The 18,908-nt window shown below is 55.0% G+C and carries 17 protein-coding genes and 2 pseudogenes; 2 read left to right on the top strand and 17 right to left on the bottom strand.

The annotated features are described in order from the left end of the window. Positions 1–49: 49 nt before the first annotated feature. On the bottom strand, positions 50–721 hold the full coding sequence (locus JQR90_RS22075) for a DUF2238 domain-containing protein (protein WP_073450702.1): 672 nt from the start codon (positions 719–721) through the stop codon (positions 50–52). A 246-nt stretch (positions 722–967) separates the two neighbouring features. After that, positions 968–1,474: an MgtC/SapB family protein gene (locus JQR90_RS22070; RefSeq protein ID WP_010798526.1), complete on the bottom strand. Its 507-nt coding sequence runs from the start codon at positions 1,472–1,474 to the stop codon at positions 968–970. 481 nt (positions 1,475–1,955) lie between these two features. Between JQR90_RS22070 and JQR90_RS22065 the strand changes: the two genes are divergently transcribed. Both JQR90_RS22065 and JQR90_RS22060 read left to right on the top strand, forming a co-directional pair. Continuing rightward, complete coding sequence (locus JQR90_RS22065) at positions 1,956–2,810, top strand: AraC family transcriptional regulator (RefSeq protein ID WP_010798525.1); 855 nt, start codon at positions 1,956–1,958, stop codon at positions 2,808–2,810. Between the two features lie 39 nt (positions 2,811–2,849). Next, positions 2,850–3,455: a LysE family translocator gene (locus tag JQR90_RS22060; RefSeq protein WP_019363863.1), complete on the top strand. Its 606-nt coding sequence runs from the start codon at positions 2,850–2,852 to the stop codon at positions 3,453–3,455. 52 nt (positions 3,456–3,507) lie between these two features. On the opposite strand, the gene JQR90_RS22055 is transcribed toward JQR90_RS22060, so the two are convergent. The 15 genes and pseudogenes from JQR90_RS22055 to coxB all read right to left on the bottom strand — a co-directional run bounded on the left by JQR90_RS22055 (position 3,508) and on the right by coxB (position 18,864). Further along, a complete protein-coding gene (locus tag JQR90_RS22055; protein ID WP_019363862.1) occupies positions 3,508–3,792 on the bottom strand; it encodes a hypothetical protein in 285 nt (94 codons plus the stop codon). Between the two features lie 75 nt (positions 3,793–3,867). Further along, a complete protein-coding gene (locus tag JQR90_RS22050; RefSeq protein WP_150346432.1) occupies positions 3,868–4,446 on the bottom strand; it encodes a chemotaxis protein CheB in 579 nt (192 codons plus the stop codon). A gap of 619 nt (positions 4,447–5,065) precedes the next feature. Then, positions 5,066–6,028 (bottom strand): ribonuclease Z, encoded by a 963-nt coding sequence (locus JQR90_RS22045; protein ID WP_150346433.1) that lies wholly within the window; start codon positions 6,026–6,028, stop codon positions 5,066–5,068. 116 nt (positions 6,029–6,144) lie between these two features. Further along, positions 6,145–7,158: a hypothetical protein gene (locus JQR90_RS22040; RefSeq protein WP_019363859.1), complete on the bottom strand. Its 1,014-nt coding sequence runs from the start codon at positions 7,156–7,158 to the stop codon at positions 6,145–6,147. Beyond that, positions 7,155–7,412: an acyl carrier protein gene (locus JQR90_RS22035; protein WP_019363858.1), complete on the bottom strand. Its 258-nt coding sequence runs from the start codon at positions 7,410–7,412 to the stop codon at positions 7,155–7,157. Before JQR90_RS22035 ends, JQR90_RS22040 begins: the two co-directional genes overlap by 4 nt. After that, positions 7,409–9,334, bottom strand: a complete 1,926-nt coding sequence (locus tag JQR90_RS22030) for an HAD-IIIC family phosphatase (protein ID WP_434141144.1) — start codon at positions 9,332–9,334, stop codon at positions 7,409–7,411. Before JQR90_RS22030 ends, JQR90_RS22035 begins: the two co-directional genes overlap by 4 nt. Before the next feature lie 24 nt (positions 9,335–9,358). Then, positions 9,359–10,897 (bottom strand): MBOAT family O-acyltransferase, encoded by a 1,539-nt coding sequence (locus JQR90_RS22025; protein WP_010798517.1) that lies wholly within the window; start codon positions 10,895–10,897, stop codon positions 9,359–9,361. A 557-nt stretch (positions 10,898–11,454) separates the two neighbouring features. Further along, complete coding sequence (locus tag JQR90_RS22020; protein WP_434140805.1) at positions 11,455–12,432, bottom strand: YsnF/AvaK domain-containing protein; 978 nt, start codon at positions 12,430–12,432, stop codon at positions 11,455–11,457. Positions 12,433–12,495: 63 nt separating this feature from the next. Next, positions 12,496–12,939 (bottom strand): annotated as a pseudogene (locus JQR90_RS22015) (YsnF/AvaK domain-containing protein); the annotation flags it as partial. Positions 12,940–13,188: 249 nt separating this feature from the next. Beyond that, positions 13,189–13,968, bottom strand: a complete 780-nt coding sequence (otnI, locus tag JQR90_RS22010; protein WP_010798514.1) for a 2-oxo-tetronate isomerase — start codon at positions 13,966–13,968, stop codon at positions 13,189–13,191. Between the two features lie 18 nt (positions 13,969–13,986). Further along, positions 13,987–14,172 (bottom strand): annotated as a pseudogene (locus tag JQR90_RS22005) (transporter); the annotation flags it as partial. A gap of 81 nt (positions 14,173–14,253) precedes the next feature. After that, on the bottom strand, positions 14,254–15,057 hold the full coding sequence (locus tag JQR90_RS22000; protein WP_073450519.1) for a cytochrome c oxidase assembly protein: 804 nt from the start codon (positions 15,055–15,057) through the stop codon (positions 14,254–14,256). Then, on the bottom strand, positions 15,048–15,395 hold the full coding sequence (locus tag JQR90_RS21995) for a hypothetical protein (RefSeq protein WP_010798511.1): 348 nt from the start codon (positions 15,393–15,395) through the stop codon (positions 15,048–15,050). The genes JQR90_RS22000 and JQR90_RS21995 overlap by 10 nt, the downstream gene beginning before the upstream one ends. Then, a complete protein-coding gene (gene ctaD, locus JQR90_RS21990) occupies positions 15,395–17,920 on the bottom strand; it encodes a cytochrome c oxidase subunit I (RefSeq protein WP_037031126.1) in 2,526 nt (841 codons plus the stop codon). The genes JQR90_RS21995 and ctaD overlap by 1 nt, the downstream gene beginning before the upstream one ends. Before the next feature lie 5 nt (positions 17,921–17,925). Continuing rightward, entirely contained in the window at positions 17,926–18,864 is a 939-nt protein-coding gene (coxB, locus tag JQR90_RS21985) for a cytochrome c oxidase subunit II (protein WP_010798509.1), read from the bottom strand. Positions 18,865–18,908: the final 44 nt, after the last annotated feature.

Genomic DNA, 18,908 nt, shown 5'->3' with positions numbered 1-18,908 from the left:
TGTCCTTCGGCTACCTGTGGTGCAAAGAGAGCCCCTATATCAAGCAGCTCTACCGTTGCTTGAAGCGGTTTGCCCACTGCAGGGCAAAATCTTGTCGGTGAAATGCATTGACTGTCGCAGCACCTAAGAGCATGACAATCGCTCCTACCGTCGCCATTGCCATGTCTTTTTGCGAGTCCCATGGGTCCTGCTGGGCGCCTACAAATGCCTTAGCAGCATCGCCACCCAGATAGGCACCTCCGATCCATTCGATAAGCTCGTACACGGCCGACGACGAGAGTATGAGATTGAGCGTCAGGAAGTAGCTTAGAAAACCACGCACCGGGACCAGTCGCAGTAAACCCTCGCGGATAGGGTAAGCCAGCAGCAAACCATAACTAAAGTGCACCAAGCGGTCGAACTGATTACGTTGAAACCCCATGGCCTCATCAAGCGTCTGGCCAGTTAATGCCTGCCACCAGGCATTGTATGGCACCTGAGCATATGTATAGTGAGCACCTACCTCATGAATGCAGAGAAACAGAAAAACCAGGCTGAATGAGGTACGTGAAAACATGAATTTCCGGTGGCTAATCGCTAGAACCAACACAAACAGCACGACAAGCAGATTTTCCATCAGCCAATCCCCCCGTTTAACGGGAGAAATCGCCAGTAAAACCCAGATCGCTCCAAATACAACCGTTAGCGTCAGGACGTACTGACGATACGAATCCTCTCTCATGAAAACTCCTGACAACGCCTAAATCAAAACAGTCGGAAACTGGATAATGCTGTCCACTCAGCGCTCCGAGTGCTTACCTACTTCTATACTGACGTACTTAGACGCGTGAAGATTCCTTGAGAGGCGCCTTTCCATAAGCGGCTGATAATCCGTCCCTAATGCTCATGCATGCAGGTCTTGGCAAGCCGGAAGCAGTAAGCCATCCCGCGGGGTTTATCACCTCAGGCAGGCTTTAAGCCCATAGGATTAGATATCGTCTGACTTGGTGGAGGGTTGGTCATTTAGCGGGAGTATCCGCGGTAGCAGGAAAAAAATGCTTAGTGCTAGGAGGGTACAAAAGATAGCTGCCATTTCCCGGCCCGAACCCGCCGCCATGCCGATCGCAGCGGTCAACCAGATCCCGGCAGCGGTCGTCAGGCCCTTCACATGATTCAAGTCGTGGCCTTTTATTATTGTGCCTGCGCCAAGGAAGCCTATTCCTGTAACCAGTCCCTGTATGACACGACTAAGGTCGGTACTACCAACTCCCATCATCGAAGGAATGAGGACAAAGAGGGCTGAACCCAAGGCAACTAGCATATGGGTACGAATACCTGCCGCCTTGCCAGATTGTTCACGCTCTAAACCCAGTAGCCCTCCTAAAAAGGCTGCCAGCGTTAGGCGAAGCACAAGACGTGTTGTCTGCGCAGGATCAAGAAAGTCGGCGAACTCCTCACATAGAGTGGCCTTGATAATTTCCCAAGTATCGCTCATTACACATTCCTATATAAGGGCTGTTCCGGCCCCAACAAGCGGCGCTAAGTCTGCAAAGGAAATTTAGCTGCAGACGCATGCACTTTTCGCTTTTAACCGCCGTTAACAATCGTCTGTCAAATATAGAATTTACTTTACTGTTTATTCACGGAGAGCAAGAAATCGCACACTACGGCTATTAGGCGTAAGCACCAATACGTCCCGTGTTTTTCGATGGTACTCTTTTCAGGCGGAAAGACTGGTTCTAGAAACCGGGTTAAATCGCTTCGAGATCTGACCGTTACTGTTCCAAGAAACAAGCGGGATGTTGGTCTGCACGCATGTCGTTTGAACATATTCCTGGGTTGGTCCTGGCCGCGCCAATTAAGCCAACGCTCAATATGACTGCACAAATGTTCCAGATTCAATCGGAAGGAGGCTGATACGATCCCAAGACGATCTGTTTGTTGCCGTCCATGATATCAAGGCGAAAGTCCTAACTATGACAGACGACAGGAAAAGCTGGGTTCACCTGAACCAGGACGCCGAAACCGGTATCGAGACCATTCGTGCTCATTTTGAGGGTCATGCCTATGATCCCCATTGGCATGACAGCTATCTTGTAGGGTTTACCGAGCAAGGCGTGCAGCAGTTCAGCTGCCGGAATGCGCTGCACGTCAGCACCCCTGGTAAGGTCTTCATGCTTGAGCCGGGTGAGATTCACGATGGCCATGCGCCGGCAGAGGGTGGGTTTACCTACTCCATGCTTTATCTGGAGCCGCAGTGGATCGAGCGTGAGCTGAGGATGTTGCATGAGGATGCGCCTGTACAATGCCTTCCCAGTTTTGGCGCGACACTAACCGATCAGACCGAACTCATGATCGCTATTGCCGATGCGTTCAAGGCGCTCGAATACAATGAGTTGAGAATAGTAAGGCAGACCGCGCTGGATCAATTGCTGATCAAGCTGACCGACCATGTGAAATGGCGAATGCGGGGAGCTTATGATCCCAGACTTCCGTTGGTGGCTTATCGCGTTCGAGATTATCTTCACGCTCACATGCAGGACGATGTAGGCCTGGATGAGCTTGCTAATACCGTAGGTGTGGATCGATTTCGCTTGACCCGAGCCTTCAAGGCCGCCTTTGGTTTGGCACCGCATGCTTACCTCATCCAGCTGCGACTCGCCAAGGCTCGTTTTATGTTGGCGAAAGGCGATCAACCGGCCGAGGTTGCCATGAGACTCGGTTTTGCGGATCAGAGCCACATGGGCCGTTGGTTCCGCCGCGCCTATGGGCTGACTCCAGCCAGCTACCGCAAGCGCTGCTCAAATCTTCCAGACGCCTCACGCAGCTAACACCACAATCGACTCCAGCCGTATAACTGTGGAGTCGATATGATGATTTCTGTGCCGTTCATTCTGTTCTCTCTGGTAGCCTCCATCACTCCAGGGCCTACCAACATCCTGGTGCTAAGTCACAGTGCCCGCTATGGATTCTGGAAGGCATTACCTATTGTGCTGGGCGGGTGTGCGGGCGCGGCCGGTATCGTGCTGGTAACAGGCGTGGGTATTGGCGAAAGCCTGACGAGCTACCCGTTGATCCAGCTCGTGATGAGCACTGCCGGCGTGCTGTGGTTGAGTTATCTGGCCTGGCAGATCTTTAGCAGCCCAGCCACGCCATTGAATGAGATGAGTGAGTCCATGGCCAATGACAAGCGCGTCGGGTTTGGCGGAGCGGCCGGGTTGCAGCTGATAAATCCAAAGACCTGGATGATGGCCATCGCCGTTATCAGCGTGTTTACGCAAGCCGGGTCAGACAAGGCCGCGCAGGTGGTACAGCTGACATCTGTATTCTTTGCGATATCGATTCCATGTCTGACGGCATGGGCGGTGCTGGGCGCAAGCGTTTCGCGCTGGCTCGATTCTGCCACCCGTGTCAGATACTTCAACCGTCTCATGGGCCTGCTGTTATTGGGATCGGCTTGGCTGAGCCTGCTTTGATGTTTGTCCCATAGTTAGGCCAGACAGCTGCTTGGCCTAACTATGGCTGTCTTCATGTAGTACTTTCAGGATATTTGGCTCGAGCCAGCCAGCCCTTCCATAACCATTTTCTCTCATGAACATCCAGAGGAGCATCGAACGCGTGCAATGCTAGCCACTGGTTGAAACGCAGCTGTTCGAGTTCTTCGGCTGGCTTGCATACCGGCCCACCCAGAACCTGTTCGATATTGTTAAGCAGTGGGGCAGGTACCTGTTCGCGATACAGGCAAATCTGCTCTCTCAAGACATCCAGTGTGTAGGTGAGGATTTCCTTGTCAGAAAACTCAGGCACGGACATAAGACACCTCTTGCAGCATTGATCATTAAGCAAAAACGGTTAAATACGATCCGTCGCGATGTCACATGAAGCGGGTTAGTGCTGAGTCGTTAGTTGGGCAAGCAAAAGCCCCATTTCTTTTACCGGCACGCAGTAGTTCGGGTTACAGGCGCTAAGTTCATGAATAGCCGTGGTCGAGCTAATAGCCTGTCTTTGATCCTCTACGATGCAGATCCCCCCGGCGCCTTTGATGGCGCGCAAGCCCTTGACGCCGTCTCGTCCCGATGCTGATAACACCGCGCCTATTGTACGCGGCCCAAATACCTTGGCTGCAGAGGTGAACAGTTCATCTGCTGAGGCATGCTCATGCCTTGCGGAATCAAGCCGTTTAAGCCTGATCATGCCCTTGGGCTCTATAGTGACTTGATACCCAGGCGGAGTGAGATAGACGCAGCCCGCCACGAGTAGCTCGCCGGGTGTGCATACTTTTACGGGAAGGAAGGTATAGCGTCCCATAAGCGTTACGAGCGCCTCTACAGGACTGTCGGTTGCTACACGAAGCATCACAACGACACAGGTTTCCAGGCGAGAAGGAAACGTGCTGGCGAGCTGGCATAAGGCTCTAAGACCAGGAAGGGGGGAGGTAATAACTACAATGTTGTTGATTGAGCTCATCTTAAACTTCTCATGCAAAACGCTGTGAAAGCATGTCCTGATGAAAAGGTAACTCCGGCTTACTGCCCTCACGCTCCGTATGCGGCTGCGTACAGACGGAAAAACAACGGGAATAAAAAACTGTATCGCCGCGAGTACAACAACTTCGCCAATACACTAAACGCGGCGATACAGAGGAGCACACTTCATGAGCTATGACATCACTACAGAACAGGTTCAAATACAACCTGTATTCAATGGAAAGCTGGGTGAAAGATAAGTTGCAGAATTGCTAAGTCATTAAATTCTTTGAACTTTATTCAAATACAAGTTTTGCTAAGTAGATACCAGACGCTGATTAAGATAGCGCTTCGTTGGAACGGCGCAATTGTGCAGATTTGCTTTTTAATCTTCTACATGAAAATTGTACGTGTATAACTATGGACCTATCTGTTACGTCTTAATCCTGTAATATCTTGAAACATCCATCAATCCTTATATACGACTACGGCAGCTGAAACAGGTAAGCTTTAGTCCCGGATCACAGCTGCTACTCGCCGTCGACGTTGGACGTAAGCAGTGAGTCAATGGCGTGAGCGTTCAAGGGCATACGATGCTACCGGTCTCATCTACCCAGTGATCACACAGAAACAAGGCTTAGTACCCCTGTTTTGGCTAGCCGATATCGAGCAAGGTCTTCTGCCAGAAACAGCGAGCCCTGGTAATGGTGTGCGGCCTCACTACGGATATCCTCAATGGAGGGAGACTGCTCCGGATTGGCTTGATAGCGGGCGCTAAAGTGCGTCAGGACAAGATTGGGCAGCCCGCTGGATTGGGCAAAGCTCGCAATCCCGGCCGCTGAGCTATGTCCGAATGTATCGCCAGCCCTGTCTGCCACATCTTGTGTATATGTCGACTCATGAACAAGCACCTGAGCTGGCTGGCAAAAGGTCCGCAGCAGCTCGGGCTGATCGTTGTCACCGCAGACGACCAGGCAGCGAGCCGCATGGGGGTAGTACACATAATCGGCACTTTTAAACGTTTGGCCTTCATGTAACACATCATTGCCTTTACGCAGCTGTCCCCAGATTGGGCCGCGCGCAATACCTTCGGCATTCAATTTTTCAGTGTTTAGATGAGGTTCACGGGCTGTTTCGGTAAACCGATAGCCGAAAGAGGGCACGCGATGGGATAGGGGCGTAGCATCGACCGTCCACCGTGGAAATGCCCACTGCCCCGGCGCCTCAGCCGGCAGAAACTCTACGTCAAAGGGCAGGTACAGCTGGGTGAATTGTCGAGTCGCGTTAAACCATTCGGCAATGCCCGCCGGGGCAATGATGGGAAGTGGCTTCTTTCGGCCTGACATGCCTGCGCTGGCAAGGAGGCCTGGCAAGCCATAACAGTGGTCACCATGGACATGTGTAATGAAGATGGCCTGCAGATCATGCAGCGACAGACGTGTACGCAGTAGCCGGTGCTGAGTGGCCTCGCCGCAATCAATCAGAAACCAGTCACTGCCCATCTCTTCCTGTAGGGCAAGCCCGGTCACGTTGCGTTTCTTGGTCGGTACGCCGGCGGACGTGCCCAGAAATAGTAAATCCACAAATGCCTCTATTTATCGGTGCCGCACCAGTATCAAGACATAGTGTATATCGCAGATGGCTGCAAGGTGGTGAGCATGAGACTTGCCGACCTCCGTGTCGGCGTATTTCAGAACGCTCAGGTTCCAGGCGCGACGTCATTTCTGGCGATTCGGATCTCTTGCACCATGGCCTCGGAAAACTTCTGGGCGGCTGACCAGCGCAGGTGGATTGCATCTATGAAGGATGTTTTGGCGGTAATCCATTCCTTGTCGCCATTCCAATACTGGGCCTTGGTTGGCGCCAGGGCGGTAGCAAGCTGCTGGTCGAAATTAGCCAGAAAGACACCTGTTGGATCTTGCTGGGCTTTCCAGTCAGGATGTAATGGCGTGGATACGACCGTTAATTGCCGTCCCTCCTGGTACAAACGGGTAGCCAGGGTTTGCAGGGCATTGAAACAGGTTGAATCCAGCGCTTCCGGGCGGCCATAAAGCAATTCACGACTGTTCACCGTATTGAGCGGGCCGTCCCCGTAGCGATTGAACACTAAGGGATCGAACTCGATACGGTTGGCGCGCTGATCTTTTACCTTCAAGGCATTGCGCATCAGCGAGCCGGGGGAGAAATAGTGCATGTAGTAAAGCCAGGGTGACGTTTTCTCATACACGTACTGATCAACATCGTTGCGATTGAATACGGCAGCCGAAACACGCCAGCAACCCGCAAAGTCCTGGGGGTCGACCACCATCAGGACATGCCTGACGGTAGGTTCCCGGTCAAGTAGCCAGTTGGCAACGTATACCGACTGATTGGCATGCAGACCACAGAAGGCGCCGTTCAGCGGGCGCGTACCTGGGGAATGCCTGACGATGGCATCACCATCGATATGCCTCCAGGCTACAGATGACCCTATTACCAGGAGGTCTGGCGATTCGATGGGATTTTCACGTAGAAAGCTGAGTTTTTCATCAACGCACAGGCTATTGGAAAATGCCGGTGGGGGCAGGTTATCTGTGCCGCGCAGGCCGAGCAGCAGCATCCAGAACGCCGCGAGGGCACCCGCCATTCCGCCAAATAGTGCAAGCAGGTAGCCGGCAGAAATCCTGCTGCCGGAACTGGAGGTGGGCTTGTCATCCGCTGCTGAAGTCTTCATGACACCGCCGCTCCTTCGAGTTTGGATTGGATCAGCTGAGCGAAATGGCCCACATTCTTAAGTGACTCAAGCTCTGCGGTCCTGAACTTGATACCAAAACGCTGCTCTGCCGCCACGATCAGGATGACATGCGTCTGGCTGTCCCAGCCGTCGATGTTGTCAGCGGTCATATCTGGGGCAAGCACAATGTCGTCGTCATCGAACACGTCGCGGAAGACCTGGGTCAGTGCGTTGAGAATGTCCTTATCGTTCATACGTCAGTAACCTCGATGAAGTGGCGGGAAGTACGGGGTGAGAGCAGGTCATAACGCCAGAAGCTGGCGTTGGGGATAGCGCCTTCAGGTGCTGGGCAATGGTCGAAGCCCAGCGCTGCATAATGTTCGGCAACCATGCCGTTCCGGTCGGTAGGGCGATATTCGCCGATGAGCGCTGCCCAGCCAGCTGCCGTCGCGCGTTTGATCAACACGTCGAGTACGGCCTCTTCTACCTGACGGCCCAGAACGCGGCAGCTCATCAGCCAGGTATCGATAAGAAGTTCATCCTGAGCCCATGCGGTATCTGCACGTGCAAGGACCACACTGATCAGACCGTTATCACCAAACTTGTCACTCAGGCGCACCGCAAGGGTAATGGCACGATCATCCGCTGCAAGGCGCTCGACCTCCGCTTCGCTGTAGCGGCGCGTCGTAAGGTTGAACTGATTGGTCTTGTTAATCAGCTGCGTGGTACGGATCAACTCTGCCGGGCCGATGGTGGTAGCGGTAAGAACCATCTGCAGACCGCGCAGGTAACCTTCCATGTCGGTTGCCTGGCTCATGGCAACCTTGCGTTCGGCGTTAAGGGCGTAGTGACGGCTGCGTGCAGTGTCGTCTGTGGTGAACGAGACTGTCTCGAAATAACCGGCAGCCGCTACACGAGCAGGGTAGTCGGCTACATCCTCGGGAAGTTCCGGCACCGCCACCTCGGGTAGCTCACGGCGAACAATGTCACGCTCAGCCGGGTTATCGTCGACAAAGACTAGGCTGTCGAGTCCGATATTGAGCATGGAGGCAATACGACGCAGGTTGCCCGCCTTGTCCTCCCAGTTGGCGACAAAGGCGGCGATATCGGAGCGCTTGAGACCCATTTCCGGGTGGTCGAACGCCGCTTCAGCTACTGCCAGATCGTTCTTGCTACAGACCGCGAGAATGATGCCTCGTTTGGCCAGCTTCCCTGCGTAATGCTGGAATGCCAGAAACGCTTCACCTGCCGGTGATCCCTGGCCTATCTGGATGCCATGAACACCATCGTCGCCAATCACGCCGCCCCACAGAGTGTTATCAAGGTCCAGGACCAGGCACTTGCGTGAGAGACCGACCCCAGCGGCAGCAACCCTTGCCAGCTGATCGCCATAAAGGGGGGCCAGCGTTGGGCTGACCAGCTGTTTGGCTTGGTGCCACCGCACAGGCTCAGCCAGACCGGTGCCATACATCCCTTGTGCAGCTTGCCACGCCAGGTCCATCAGCAGTACACCTTCTTCCTTTGCCGCTGCACGGATGGCGGTATTGAGCCGCTCGATTACGGCAAAGGGCGCGGCTGGAACATGGGCTTCGAATGAGCCGAACAGCAAGGGTTCTGTAGTGACAAGCGTTTGCTGAATAACCTGCGCTGCGTAACGTTCCCGGGCGAGGCGCCAGAGGTGGCGTAACTCCTCGATACGCGTCTCAACGGCGCTTGAAACCTGCGCCTCTGATGCATCCAGGGGCAGCTGCAGGGCGGTGTCTTTTGCATCCACGGCCAACAGAATCACCTGAGGGGCAAAGGACGATAGCGCAGGGTCGTCCATTAGTAAGGCCTGTCGATACATGCCATACGGGGCAACATACACGGACAAGGCCAGACGCCGGGAGAGACCTGCGATCCGAATGGCAGGAACGAGATGATCCACGGTATGGGAGGAAAGCAGGGCGATACGCAAGGGACGCAAACCCAGTGTTGCCAGATCTCCTGCTGTGGTGAGATCACTTAGTCCTTCTGCGGCAAGCTTATCCAGTCGGGCGGTAAGGGTGAAGTCGCGTCGAAATCCGGATAAATAAGCCGCCTGACTGAGCCGCTTGGCAGGGTCTGCTTCTCGCTTGGCCTCGCTGATCGCTGCGCCGAGATCTGGATGAGGGGGAAGCCAGGGTAATAGGTCCATCATGGAATGCTCCTGTTTCGACACTTAGAACTGGAAGTAAAGAAACTCGGTCGGGGCCGCAGAGAACGCAGAGGCCAATGCAAAAAAACCCAGTACACCCAAGGCAGCGCCCAGCACTGGCGTAGGCCGCCACGCCACGAAGGGGAACCAGTGTTCGATCCAGTTTTCCTTTGGCCGAAAGTTCAGGGCAGTGCGGAAGTGATGCATCCACTGGCCGATATTGGGCATGGTCCAGACAAAGGCCAGCAACATAGCGATGGCCAGGAAATCGGACTTGTCGAGCTTGGTCGAGACGTCGCTCAGGCCCACCATGCCGGCGAGGATTGCCATGGCAGCGGACACGCTTTCGGCTCGGAAGAACACCATGGCCACCACCACACAGGTGAAGGTGAGCAGCAATGCAGCGACCTGATGGATTCGGTTGTCACTGTCGAGCTTCCAGCCTTTACTGACCTTATAGGCGCGCCAGCCATGGGCGACCACAAGGTAAAAACCGTGGAGTAGCCCGAACGCTACGAATTGCCAGCCGGCCCCATGCCAGACGCCGGAAATGAACATGGTGAAAAGGGTAGGGTAGGCCACCAGCGCTACAAAGGTACCAAGCGACATTTTTCCGCGCTTGGGCAGGGGCTTACCGGCAGCCAGCCGTGCACGGGTAATCCGCATGACGATGGGATTGTAGATATAGGCGGTCAGAAAGCGTGTCAGCGTCATGTGCCAGCGAGACCAGTAGTCGATCACGTTGCGTGCCTTGAACGGGCTGTTGAAGTTGGCCGGTAGGCTTATTCCAAAAAGAAGCCCCAGGCCGATCGCCATGTCGCTATAGCCGGAAAAATCAAAATAGATCTGGAGGGTGTACGTAAGCGCGCCGGTCCATGCGTCGAAGAAAGAGGGCGTCACGCCGTCGGCTGCCAATGCAAACACCGGCGAAGCTTTTTCACCCAGCGGGTCGGCGATAACAACCTTCTTGAATAGCCCCAGCAGGAAGATAGTGGTGCCAATAGTGAGATTATCCAGGCGGGGTTTGAAGTTGTTGCGTTCGCGAAACTGCTCCAGCATCTCACGGTGATGGGTAATCGGTCCGGCGATCAGGTGCGGAAAGAAAGTAATGAAAAGGCAGTAGTTGAGAAAATCATGTTCAACAACTTCACCGTCGTGTGCATCGACCAAATAGGCAATTTGCTGGAACGTGAAGAACGAAATCGCCAAGGGTAGAATGATGTCACTGACCGTCCAGCCTGTATCGAGCACATCGTCAAGCGTACCGAGCAGAAAACCGGTGTATTTGTAGTACCCCAGCAGTGCCAAGTTGGCAGTAATACCTAGGGTCAGGGCCCAGCGGGAAGGGTTGCGAAGTAGATAGCCACCCAGCAGGTAATTAAAGATCATGCTTGCGGCCAACAGCGGAACGTTGGCTGGGTTCCACCAACCATAAAATACCAGGGAGGCGAGTGTCAGCCAGACGATCGCCAGGCGTTGTCGACCCGTCCCACCCAATACAAAAAAGCCTAATAGTACGACTGGAAGAAATCCGGCTATAAACGCAAACGAGTTAAAAAGCATCGTCCTGATCCTCTTAACAACGCCGTTCCATGGCCAAGGGCTCGCCCGGCGACAAGCCAGAGCGGGGTGGTTTCCTTGGCACTGCATCATGAATGGCTATCACTGATATCCACCACGGCCATCTACTACCGACCGCGCATAAGTGCCTTTCACCGTCGCGTACGGGGATTTTGATCCAAAACGTTTGTGCGCTCGGCCACAGAAAAATCCTATATCTCCGTGTAGCACCTATGCTTAGCGCCTGCCAAAAAAGCTCGCCGCTTCAAGCGGCAGATTTGCTTATTTATGTGATCTAGTTTGCTTTGTATGGAAAGAAAAGCGCTGTTTATTAATGTTCTGTTAATGAGTCTTTACCAGATTGCCCATAAATTGTGACGGCTATCACTCATAAATGGGGCGCGGTTGTTGTTGCTCCTTAAAACAAATAACGGAATTACAAAATAATACCAGCCCTATAAATGGTTTAAGAAAACTAACAAACCCAAGCACATAACAAGTAATCAGAAACGTAAAAACAAAAAGGCCACCATTAGGTGGCCTTTTCGCTAAACAGACGATTAGCGTTTGGTGCGGGTGGTAGGATCAACATCGTCCATATGATCGGTGCCACGCATGCCAGCCCGGGTTGCGACATTGTCATTTTCGATGTCTACATCGGTACGGCGTACTGTGTCACGAACCGTTTCGTTATGATGAGTCGTTTCCTTACCTACCACGACTTCTTCCACAACTCGAGCGGTTTTCTCAACAACGGCTTCTTCTGCCGTTTCCTGGATCTCTACCGTTCCAGATTTGAAGGCAGAAAGATCGTCAGTGGAGACTGGGCGGTCGACAGGGCGACGTTCGATAACGGCATGCTGTTCGCTGAGGTTGACCGTTTCTTCAACGGGACGCTCACTCATACGTGATACCACTCGTACGCGGCCCAGGCTGTTTTCACGTTTGCCGACCTTCAACTCTTCTTCCATGACTGGAATGGCCGTGCGGTCAGTCGCTTCAGTAGGCGTCTGGTCAGCGTGGGTAGTGGACCCTGCACCCAGTGTAGAAGCTGTGTTAGGGTAGTCATTCGATACCGGCCCGGTAGCGGCGCTGGTGCCCATGGTGGTCGCTGAAGAGCCGATCGCACCCTGGTTGCTCCAATTGGCGCTGCGCTCGTCGATATCAATTGCGCCATTGCGCTCCATGATTTCTTCAACGACACCTACTTGTGCGTCGTCATTGACGGTAACAGTCACTACAGTGGATCCACGGCGTACCGCTTCAGGATAGGTATCGGCGTAGCGGCTATTATGGGTGTCGCTGTCGCTGAAGATTGAGCGGAAGAAGCCGCCGATCTTGTCGGTCATCGATTCATCGTCGTGAGTACGGGTGTCGGACCGCATGGAAGTATCTGTCGTGCCGTCGAGCACGGGGGATTCGTTAGAGGCGGCCATGCGGATGTTCGTTTGGGATACGCCTTTGGACAAAAGCTCACGCTTAACCTGTTCTGCTTCGTTAACGTGGTCAAATGCTGCAACTAGAATGTGCTGTTTCATAAGGTCACCTTTCGTTCTCTTCGGCAGCTGTGCTGCGATTCGATTGGGCGGTGCAGACTGCGATTACCGCGCGGAACCGGAGTGATCTGACTCCGGATGAGAGTGGCTGCGTTCCACAGTCACGTTTTCGCGTTTCAATGTGACCGGCACGGTACGTTGTGCTTCACGAGTGACGCGTTGGACATGAAGTTCTTCCTTCAACATCAAGCGTTTTTCAACAACCAGAACTTCTTCGAAAACAGGGATGATGGTGACATCACCGTCCTGCCGCACCTGTGGAAGGTGAGCGGGGTCGACTGGCGTGTCGAATTTGACCCGTTCGATAACCGTTTCCTCATACCGCAAGGCGTCAGAAACGGTGTATTCCTTGGACTCGACGGTCTTATTGATCCGGACGCGGCCGGATTCGACAGTCTCTTTATGAAGCTCGGCACGCTCTTCAACGATAGGTATCGTTTCGGTTGCTTGCCTATCAGACTGGTCGTTGTTCATCCGTCTATCCTGCTGTTGATTTCGCTCGGTGTTTTCATGCCCTTCGTGAAAATGGAGTGAGTCATGAACGGTTCGTTCAGAGAAACTTACGAGCGGTAGGGCCGGTTCTAGACTGGTTGAGAGCTGTGTCTAAAACCAGAAGATTTACAGGAACGTAAGCGGTCTGTAGGAGTCGGCCCAATGCAACCGAGCAAGCGTAACGCTGTTAAAGGAGGTAATGAGAGGAGGCGGACGCAGAAACGCCCGCCGACATGAAGAAAGGACCTAAGCGCTCAGATGACGTATCCATGCCAAGCCTTCAGATGTATTTCCACGGGGACGGTATTCACAACCGATCCAACCGGTGTATCCCAATTCATCAATCAGCTGGAACAGATAGGGATAATTGATTTCGCCGCTGTCTGGTTCGTGGCGGTCCGGTACGCCAGCAATCTGGATATGCCCAATACCTGTTATGTAACGACGTAGTTTTGCAGAGATATCTCCTTCTACGATTTGGCAGTGGTAGCAATCAAATTGGACCTTGAGGTTGGCAGCACCTACTTCTGAACAGATGGCCTGAGCCTCATCCTGTCGGTTCAGGAAGAAACCGGGCATATCACGCGTATTGATAGGCTCAATGACTACCGTCAGGCCACTCTTGGCCACTTCCTGTGTCGCATAGGTGAGGTTTTGCAGGTATACCTCACGGTGTGCTGCGCGATCTGCGCCTGACGGCAGCAGCCCAGCCATAACATGAAAGCGGTCATTACCCAGAGCGGCAGCATAGTCCAGCGCACGGGCGATGCTATCCCGAAATTCAGCTTCGCGGCCGGGGAGGGAGGCGAGACCGCGCTCCCCAGTCGCCCAATTCCCAGGCGGTGCGTTGAACAGCACCTGGACAAGTCCGTAGTCGTCGAGCCGTGCCTTGAGCTCGGCAGCTGGGTAGTCGTAAGGAAACAGGTACTCGACTGCCTTGAAGCCATCGGCCGCGGCCGCAGCAAAGCGGTCGAGAAAGTCGTGTTCGGGATATAGCATGCTCAGGTTTGCAGCGAAGCGGGGCATGGTCTCTCCTTCGAGTGTTCAGACAAAGGGCCAGAGCAACAGGGTCAAGATAAACCCCAGGGAGCCCAGCAGTGTGGTCAGTACGGTCCAGGTTCGCAGGCCGTCGCCCACGTTCAGCCCAGCCAGTTTAGTGAAGATCCAGTAGCCCGCATCGTTGATGTGAGACATGGCGAGCCCGCCTCCGCCCATGGCTATTGTCAACACCACTCAGGAAACAAGCGGCATTCCGTACGTGTTCGCCTTGCCGTGAGCACCTGAAAGCCTGTCAATCTTGACGGCAGGCTCTCAAGTGGCCCGCTCCGACGTCCGTCGCCATTGACGGCTCAGCCATCGCCAGGCAATCCAGCCCAGACCCAGCATATAGGCGAGGCTGCCAGGCACCCACATGATGAGGCCTGCCAACTGTTGGTCAGACAGGTCGCCTGATTCGTGGTAAAGCGTTTGGGTACTGAAGGTGAGAAGCGCGCCCAGTAATCCGGTATGCATAAGTGTGAGCAGAAGCGCAAGCAACGCCTGAGGAACACGCGCATGACTGGCATGCAGGCACGACCACCACAATAACCAACCGGTAAAAAGAAAGCAGATGTGTTCGGTGACATGCCACCAGAGGTTATCCAGGGCGAGCTGGTAAGGTTTGGGGGCATGCCAGCCCCAGATCGCCAGCGCATGGAGCAGGGCTGCAGCCGTTGGATAGCGACCGGCCTTCAGGATGGGATGCCAGACGCGTCGGCCGCGTCCACGTAACGCAGCCTGCCACTGGGGCAGCGGTCTGGCGAGCGCCCACAGGGGCGCAACGATAATCATATAGAGCATATGCTGGACCATATGCATCGCTGTACTGGTTTCCGCCCAGCCATCGAACGGGCCAAACGTTGCCAGGGCTGCGACGACCATGCCGGCATGAAACCAGAGCGCCTCGCCTCGATGAGGCGGAACCCGGCGCTGCCCTATGTAATAGAGCCCCCACATGGCAGCCAGCAGTACAGCGCAACCCCATATAGGTAGACGTTCGGTCAGATGACCCTCTAGTAACCCATGACCATAGGCCGAAGGTGCAATACCCAGCAGGATTATCAGGGCTAGAGGCATGGCGGCATCAACAGAATGGGAATACCCACAAACAGCGTGGCGATTGCGCTGACCAGATGCAGTCCGGCGCCCAGCGTTGCCAGGAAGCGTTGCCAACGCGCCTCCTCGGAATCGCCGAGGCCAATAGCCTGCCAGCAGCGCCGCGCATTCCACAGCAAAAAAACCAGTGTGGCGAGCGTAAGCAAACCCAGCATGAGGTTTATACGATTGAGGGCACCAGCTTCTGCAGCGGGCGGCGCGATCTGGCAGGCTACTGTAAGCCCCCCGTAAATAGTAATAAACCACAAGCTCCAGACGACAAGGCCTGCAACCAACTGCAAGGGATGGGCTGGACGCATCAGTAAGGATTCCAGGTCAGGGGAAACAGCACCGTGGCGATGTAGCTGATGGTAACTACCGTTGTGGTATAAACCCACCACTGCAGCACGATCTTGGGCTCATAAGGTGCATTGATCCCGACATATCCCCAATGCACCCGCAAGGCCTGAAGTGCAGTAGCCAGGACACCTACCACGGCGTGGAGCAGGCTGTAACCCAGCATGGTCAGCAGCACGGCATCGTGGGTTGTTTCGGTAGGCTTCAAAGGCGCTTCAATGATTACCAAGACCAGCAGCAGCGTATGCACCAGGCCAAGCACAGTGATACCTGCCAGTTGAGACCCTAGGTGCGTAATGTGCTTCTCCCTGAGCTGACTCACGACACGGCGCAGCCAGCCGGTGACGATGAATGCCGGCAGCAACGCGGCCAACATAAGTCCATGGTTGAGCGGGTTCTGCGAAGGAATCTGCCAATTGGGCGACACGCTCCACAGGTAGAACCAGCCGAACAATAGCGAGAGGTAAAGGGAGCCGTTGGAAATCAATGTGGTTCCCATGCCCCAGAGGCCCGGACCGTCAAACGTACGGGAGTGCAAGGGAGGCTCATCCGGCTGGGTATGCGCATCAGGCGCTGCCTTGGGATGAGCGCCGTTTTCCCAGCTCCAGCGCAGACAGATGATCAGCGCCGCCAGCGCACCCAGACCCGCTAACGTATAGGCACTGACTAACAGGCAGATGCACATCACAGCCAGTACAGCCGAAAGCACAAAGGGCCACATCGAATTGCCGGGTAGGTGAATCACATGGCGTACCCGTCCGGTAACCGGATCGACACCCCAGGTTTCGCGGCGACCATGACTACTGACCGAAAGGCCATATTCGCCATTGGCGATCGCTTCCGGCAGATGCGGCTGGTCCCACAAGGGATGGCGGGTCTTCACTTCCGGCAGGCTGACGAAGTTATAGGCAGTAGGTGGCAATTGCGTTGCCCATTCCAGCGTATCCGCCTTCCACGGATTCTCACCGGCCTTCTCGCCAAAGCGAAAATGCAGGAACAGGTCGAGCAGAAACGTCGCAACGCCAAAGGCCATGATGAAGCCGCCAATCGAGGAGATCAGGTTGGGCAAATCCCAGCCCAGGCCGCTTTCATAGGTATAGACCCGCCGTGGCATGCCCATGAGGCCCGTCCAGTGCATGATCAGAAAGGTCATGTTGAAGCCGATGAAGGTCAGCCAGAAGCCCCACTGCCCAAGCGTCATGGAGGGCATCCGGCCTGAGAAATGCGGTAGCCAGTAGTAGATGCCGGCCATCAGCGGGAAGAACATGCCGCCTACCAGCACATAATGAAAATGGGCGACGACAAAGTAGGTATCGTGCACCTGCCAGTCGAACGGCACGAGAGAGAGCATCACGCCTGTTAGCCCACCTGCAACAAAGATGACGATAAACCCTACCAGCCAGAGCATGGGCAGCTCGAATCGAGGCTTACCCAGCCACAGGGTCGCAATCCAGGAAAACACCTGAATCCCTGTTGGCACCGCCACCAGCATGCTGGCCGCCGAAAAGAACAGCTGCGCCAGTTGGGGAATGCCGATGGTAAACATATGGTGTACCCATAGACCAAAGCTGATGAAACCAGTCGTTAGCACACCCAGTACAACCCAGCGGTAACCCACCAGCGGACGCCCGCAGAACACCGGGAGAATGGTCGAAACGATACCGGCGGCCGGTAAAAAGATGATGTAAACCTCAGGGTGGCCGAACAGCCAGAACAGATGCTGCCACAGCACAGGGTCGCCCCCGCGGGCCACATCGAAAAAGGGCAGATCGGCGGCACGGGAAATCTCCAGCATCAGGCTTGCCAGTATCATGGGCGGAAAGCCGATCAGGATCATCATGGCTACTACGAGCATGTACCAGGCGAAAATCGGCATCTGGTGTAGTCCCATGCCGGGCGCGCGCGCTCGAAGAATGGATACGACGATCTCGACGCCTGCCGAGATAGCGGAGATCTCGACAAAGGTAATTCCGATCAGCCAGAAGTCCGAGTTGAGTCCCGGTGAGTACACCCGGTCCGACAGGGGCGTGTACATGAACCAGCCGGCATTGGGAGCTACATCCAATAGCAGGCTCGACAGCAGGATCAATCCACCGAACAGGTAGCACCAGTAGCCAAGGGATGAAAGGCGTGGGAATAGCATATCGCGTGCGCCCAGCATCTTGGGTAGCAGGTAGATGGCGAGACCTTCCAGAATCGGTACGGCAAACAGAAACATCATGACCGTGCCGTGCATGGTGAAGACCTGGTTGTATTCGTCCGGTCCCAGAAATGTATTGCCCGGGATGGCCAGCTGGGTGCGAATCAGCATGGCCAGAAGCAGTCCAACCAGAAAGAAAAACAGGCCCGTCACCAAAAAGCGCACCCCAATGGTGGTGTGGTTGACGATACTAAGTGCGCGCCAGCCACGAGGATTACCCCAGACCTGATCAAGATCCTGGTGAAGACGATCCTGTTCGGCCTGCTCACCGTGGGTATGGGTGGTCATGTCGCTCATGGGGTGAGGGTCTCCAGCCAGTCGGCAAGTACATCGAGTTCCGTATCCCTCAGGTGATCCAGCGGCGGCATGCGGTTTTCCGGCTTGAGGGTCTGATGCTCTGAAAGCCAGCGGCGAATGGCGCCCGGTTCATTTTTGAGCACTCCGGCGCCCAGGTGGCTGCGGCTACCTACGTCGCCCAGATCCGGACCTATCAGCAGCGTTTCGTCTGTGATCCCTCCAAGCGGCGACTCAAGTCCACTGACCTGATGACAGGCGGCACACTCGCGCTCAAAGAGGCTTCTGGCTTCGGGCTGTGGCGCAGGCGCCTGCCATTGCTGTCGCGCCTTGAGCCAGGTTGCGAAATCCTCAGCCGTCTGGACCTCGCTGTAGAGAATCATGTGGGTGTGCTGCATGCCGCAGAATTCGCTGCATTGCCCGCGGTGTGTCGCTAGTCGGTCCGCTTCCAGACGGATGACGTTTGTACGGCCGGGAATCATGTCGATCTTGCCGCCCAGGCGCGGAATCCAGAAGGAGTGGATCACGTCCGCGCTGCTGACGTGAATATCCAGCGGGCGACCGGCCGGAAGGTTCATCTGGTTGGCCGTTACCACGCCGCTTTCGGGATAGCGCACTTCCCACCACCACTGATGACCGATCACCTCAACTTTGAGCGGCTGTACGCCTTCCACTGGCAGCGGCAGCATGCGCTTACCCTGAGGAATGCCAAAGCTGAGCAATAGCACGATACTGACGCAAGGCAGCACAATGCCTCCCCAGACAATCCAGCGGCGGTTGTAGCGCGCAACCTTTTCCTCCGGTACAGCTGCCGGCGGGCGACGCATTCCGATCAACCAGAGCGCTACTACACCTACCAGGACGACGGCGGAGAAACCAAACATGGCCCACCAGGTCCAGGCGACGGCCCGGGCTGCTGGGCCATAGGGGTCGAGCATGGACTGTGTACCGCTACAGCCGCTTACCAAGGGAACTGTTAGTC

The sequence above is a fragment of the Pseudomonas sp. JZ114 genome (assembly GCF_051027705.1).
In the GTDB taxonomy this organism is placed as follows: Bacteria; Pseudomonadota; Gammaproteobacteria; order Pseudomonadales; family Pseudomonadaceae; genus Chryseomonas; species Chryseomonas luteola.
Note: the sequence above shows the minus strand (reverse complement) of the source record. Positions and strands in the feature narration are given on the sequence as shown.

Excerpts from the sequence above, each read along its gene's own strand:
- coxB (WP_010798509.1), bottom strand. The coding sequence starts at position 18,864 with ATGCTCGACCCCTATGGCCCAGCAGCCCGGGCCGTCGCCTGGACCTGG.
- JQR90_RS21995 (WP_010798511.1), bottom strand. The coding sequence starts at position 15,395 with ATGCGTCCAGCCCATCCCTTGCAGTTGGTTGCAGGCCTTGTCGTCTGG.
- JQR90_RS22075 (WP_073450702.1), bottom strand. The coding sequence starts at position 721 with ATGAGAGAGGATTCGTATCGTCAGTACGTCCTGACGCTAACGGTTGTA.
- JQR90_RS22020 (WP_434140805.1), bottom strand. The coding sequence starts at position 12,432 with ATGAAACAGCACATTCTAGTTGCAGCATTTGACCACGTTAACGAAGCA.
- ctaD (WP_037031126.1), bottom strand. The coding sequence starts at position 17,920 with ATGACCACCCATACCCACGGTGAGCAGGCCGAACAGGATCGTCTTCAC.
- JQR90_RS22030 (WP_434141144.1), bottom strand. The coding sequence starts at position 9,334 with ATGGACCTATTACCCTGGCTTCCCCCTCATCCAGATCTCGGCGCAGCG.
- JQR90_RS22050 (WP_150346432.1), bottom strand. The coding sequence starts at position 4,446 with ATGAGCTCAATCAACAACATTGTAGTTATTACCTCCCCCCTTCCTGGT.
- JQR90_RS22055 (WP_019363862.1), bottom strand. The coding sequence starts at position 3,792 with ATGTCCGTGCCTGAGTTTTCTGACAAGGAAATCCTCACCTACACACTG.
- JQR90_RS22000 (WP_073450519.1), bottom strand. The coding sequence starts at position 15,057 with ATGCCTCTAGCCCTGATAATCCTGCTGGGTATTGCACCTTCGGCCTAT.
- JQR90_RS22040 (WP_019363859.1), bottom strand. The coding sequence starts at position 7,158 with ATGAAGACTTCAGCAGCGGATGACAAGCCCACCTCCAGTTCCGGCAGC.
- JQR90_RS22065 (WP_010798525.1), top strand. The coding sequence starts at position 1,956 with ATGACAGACGACAGGAAAAGCTGGGTTCACCTGAACCAGGACGCCGAA.
- JQR90_RS22070 (WP_010798526.1), bottom strand. The coding sequence starts at position 1,474 with ATGAGCGATACTTGGGAAATTATCAAGGCCACTCTATGTGAGGAGTTC.
- otnI (WP_010798514.1), bottom strand. The coding sequence starts at position 13,968 with ATGCCCCGCTTCGCTGCAAACCTGAGCATGCTATATCCCGAACACGAC.
- JQR90_RS22025 (WP_010798517.1), bottom strand. The coding sequence starts at position 10,897 with ATGCTTTTTAACTCGTTTGCGTTTATAGCCGGATTTCTTCCAGTCGTA.
- JQR90_RS22035 (WP_019363858.1), bottom strand. The coding sequence starts at position 7,412 with ATGAACGATAAGGACATTCTCAACGCACTGACCCAGGTCTTCCGCGAC.
- JQR90_RS22060 (WP_019363863.1), top strand. The coding sequence starts at position 2,850 with ATGATGATTTCTGTGCCGTTCATTCTGTTCTCTCTGGTAGCCTCCATC.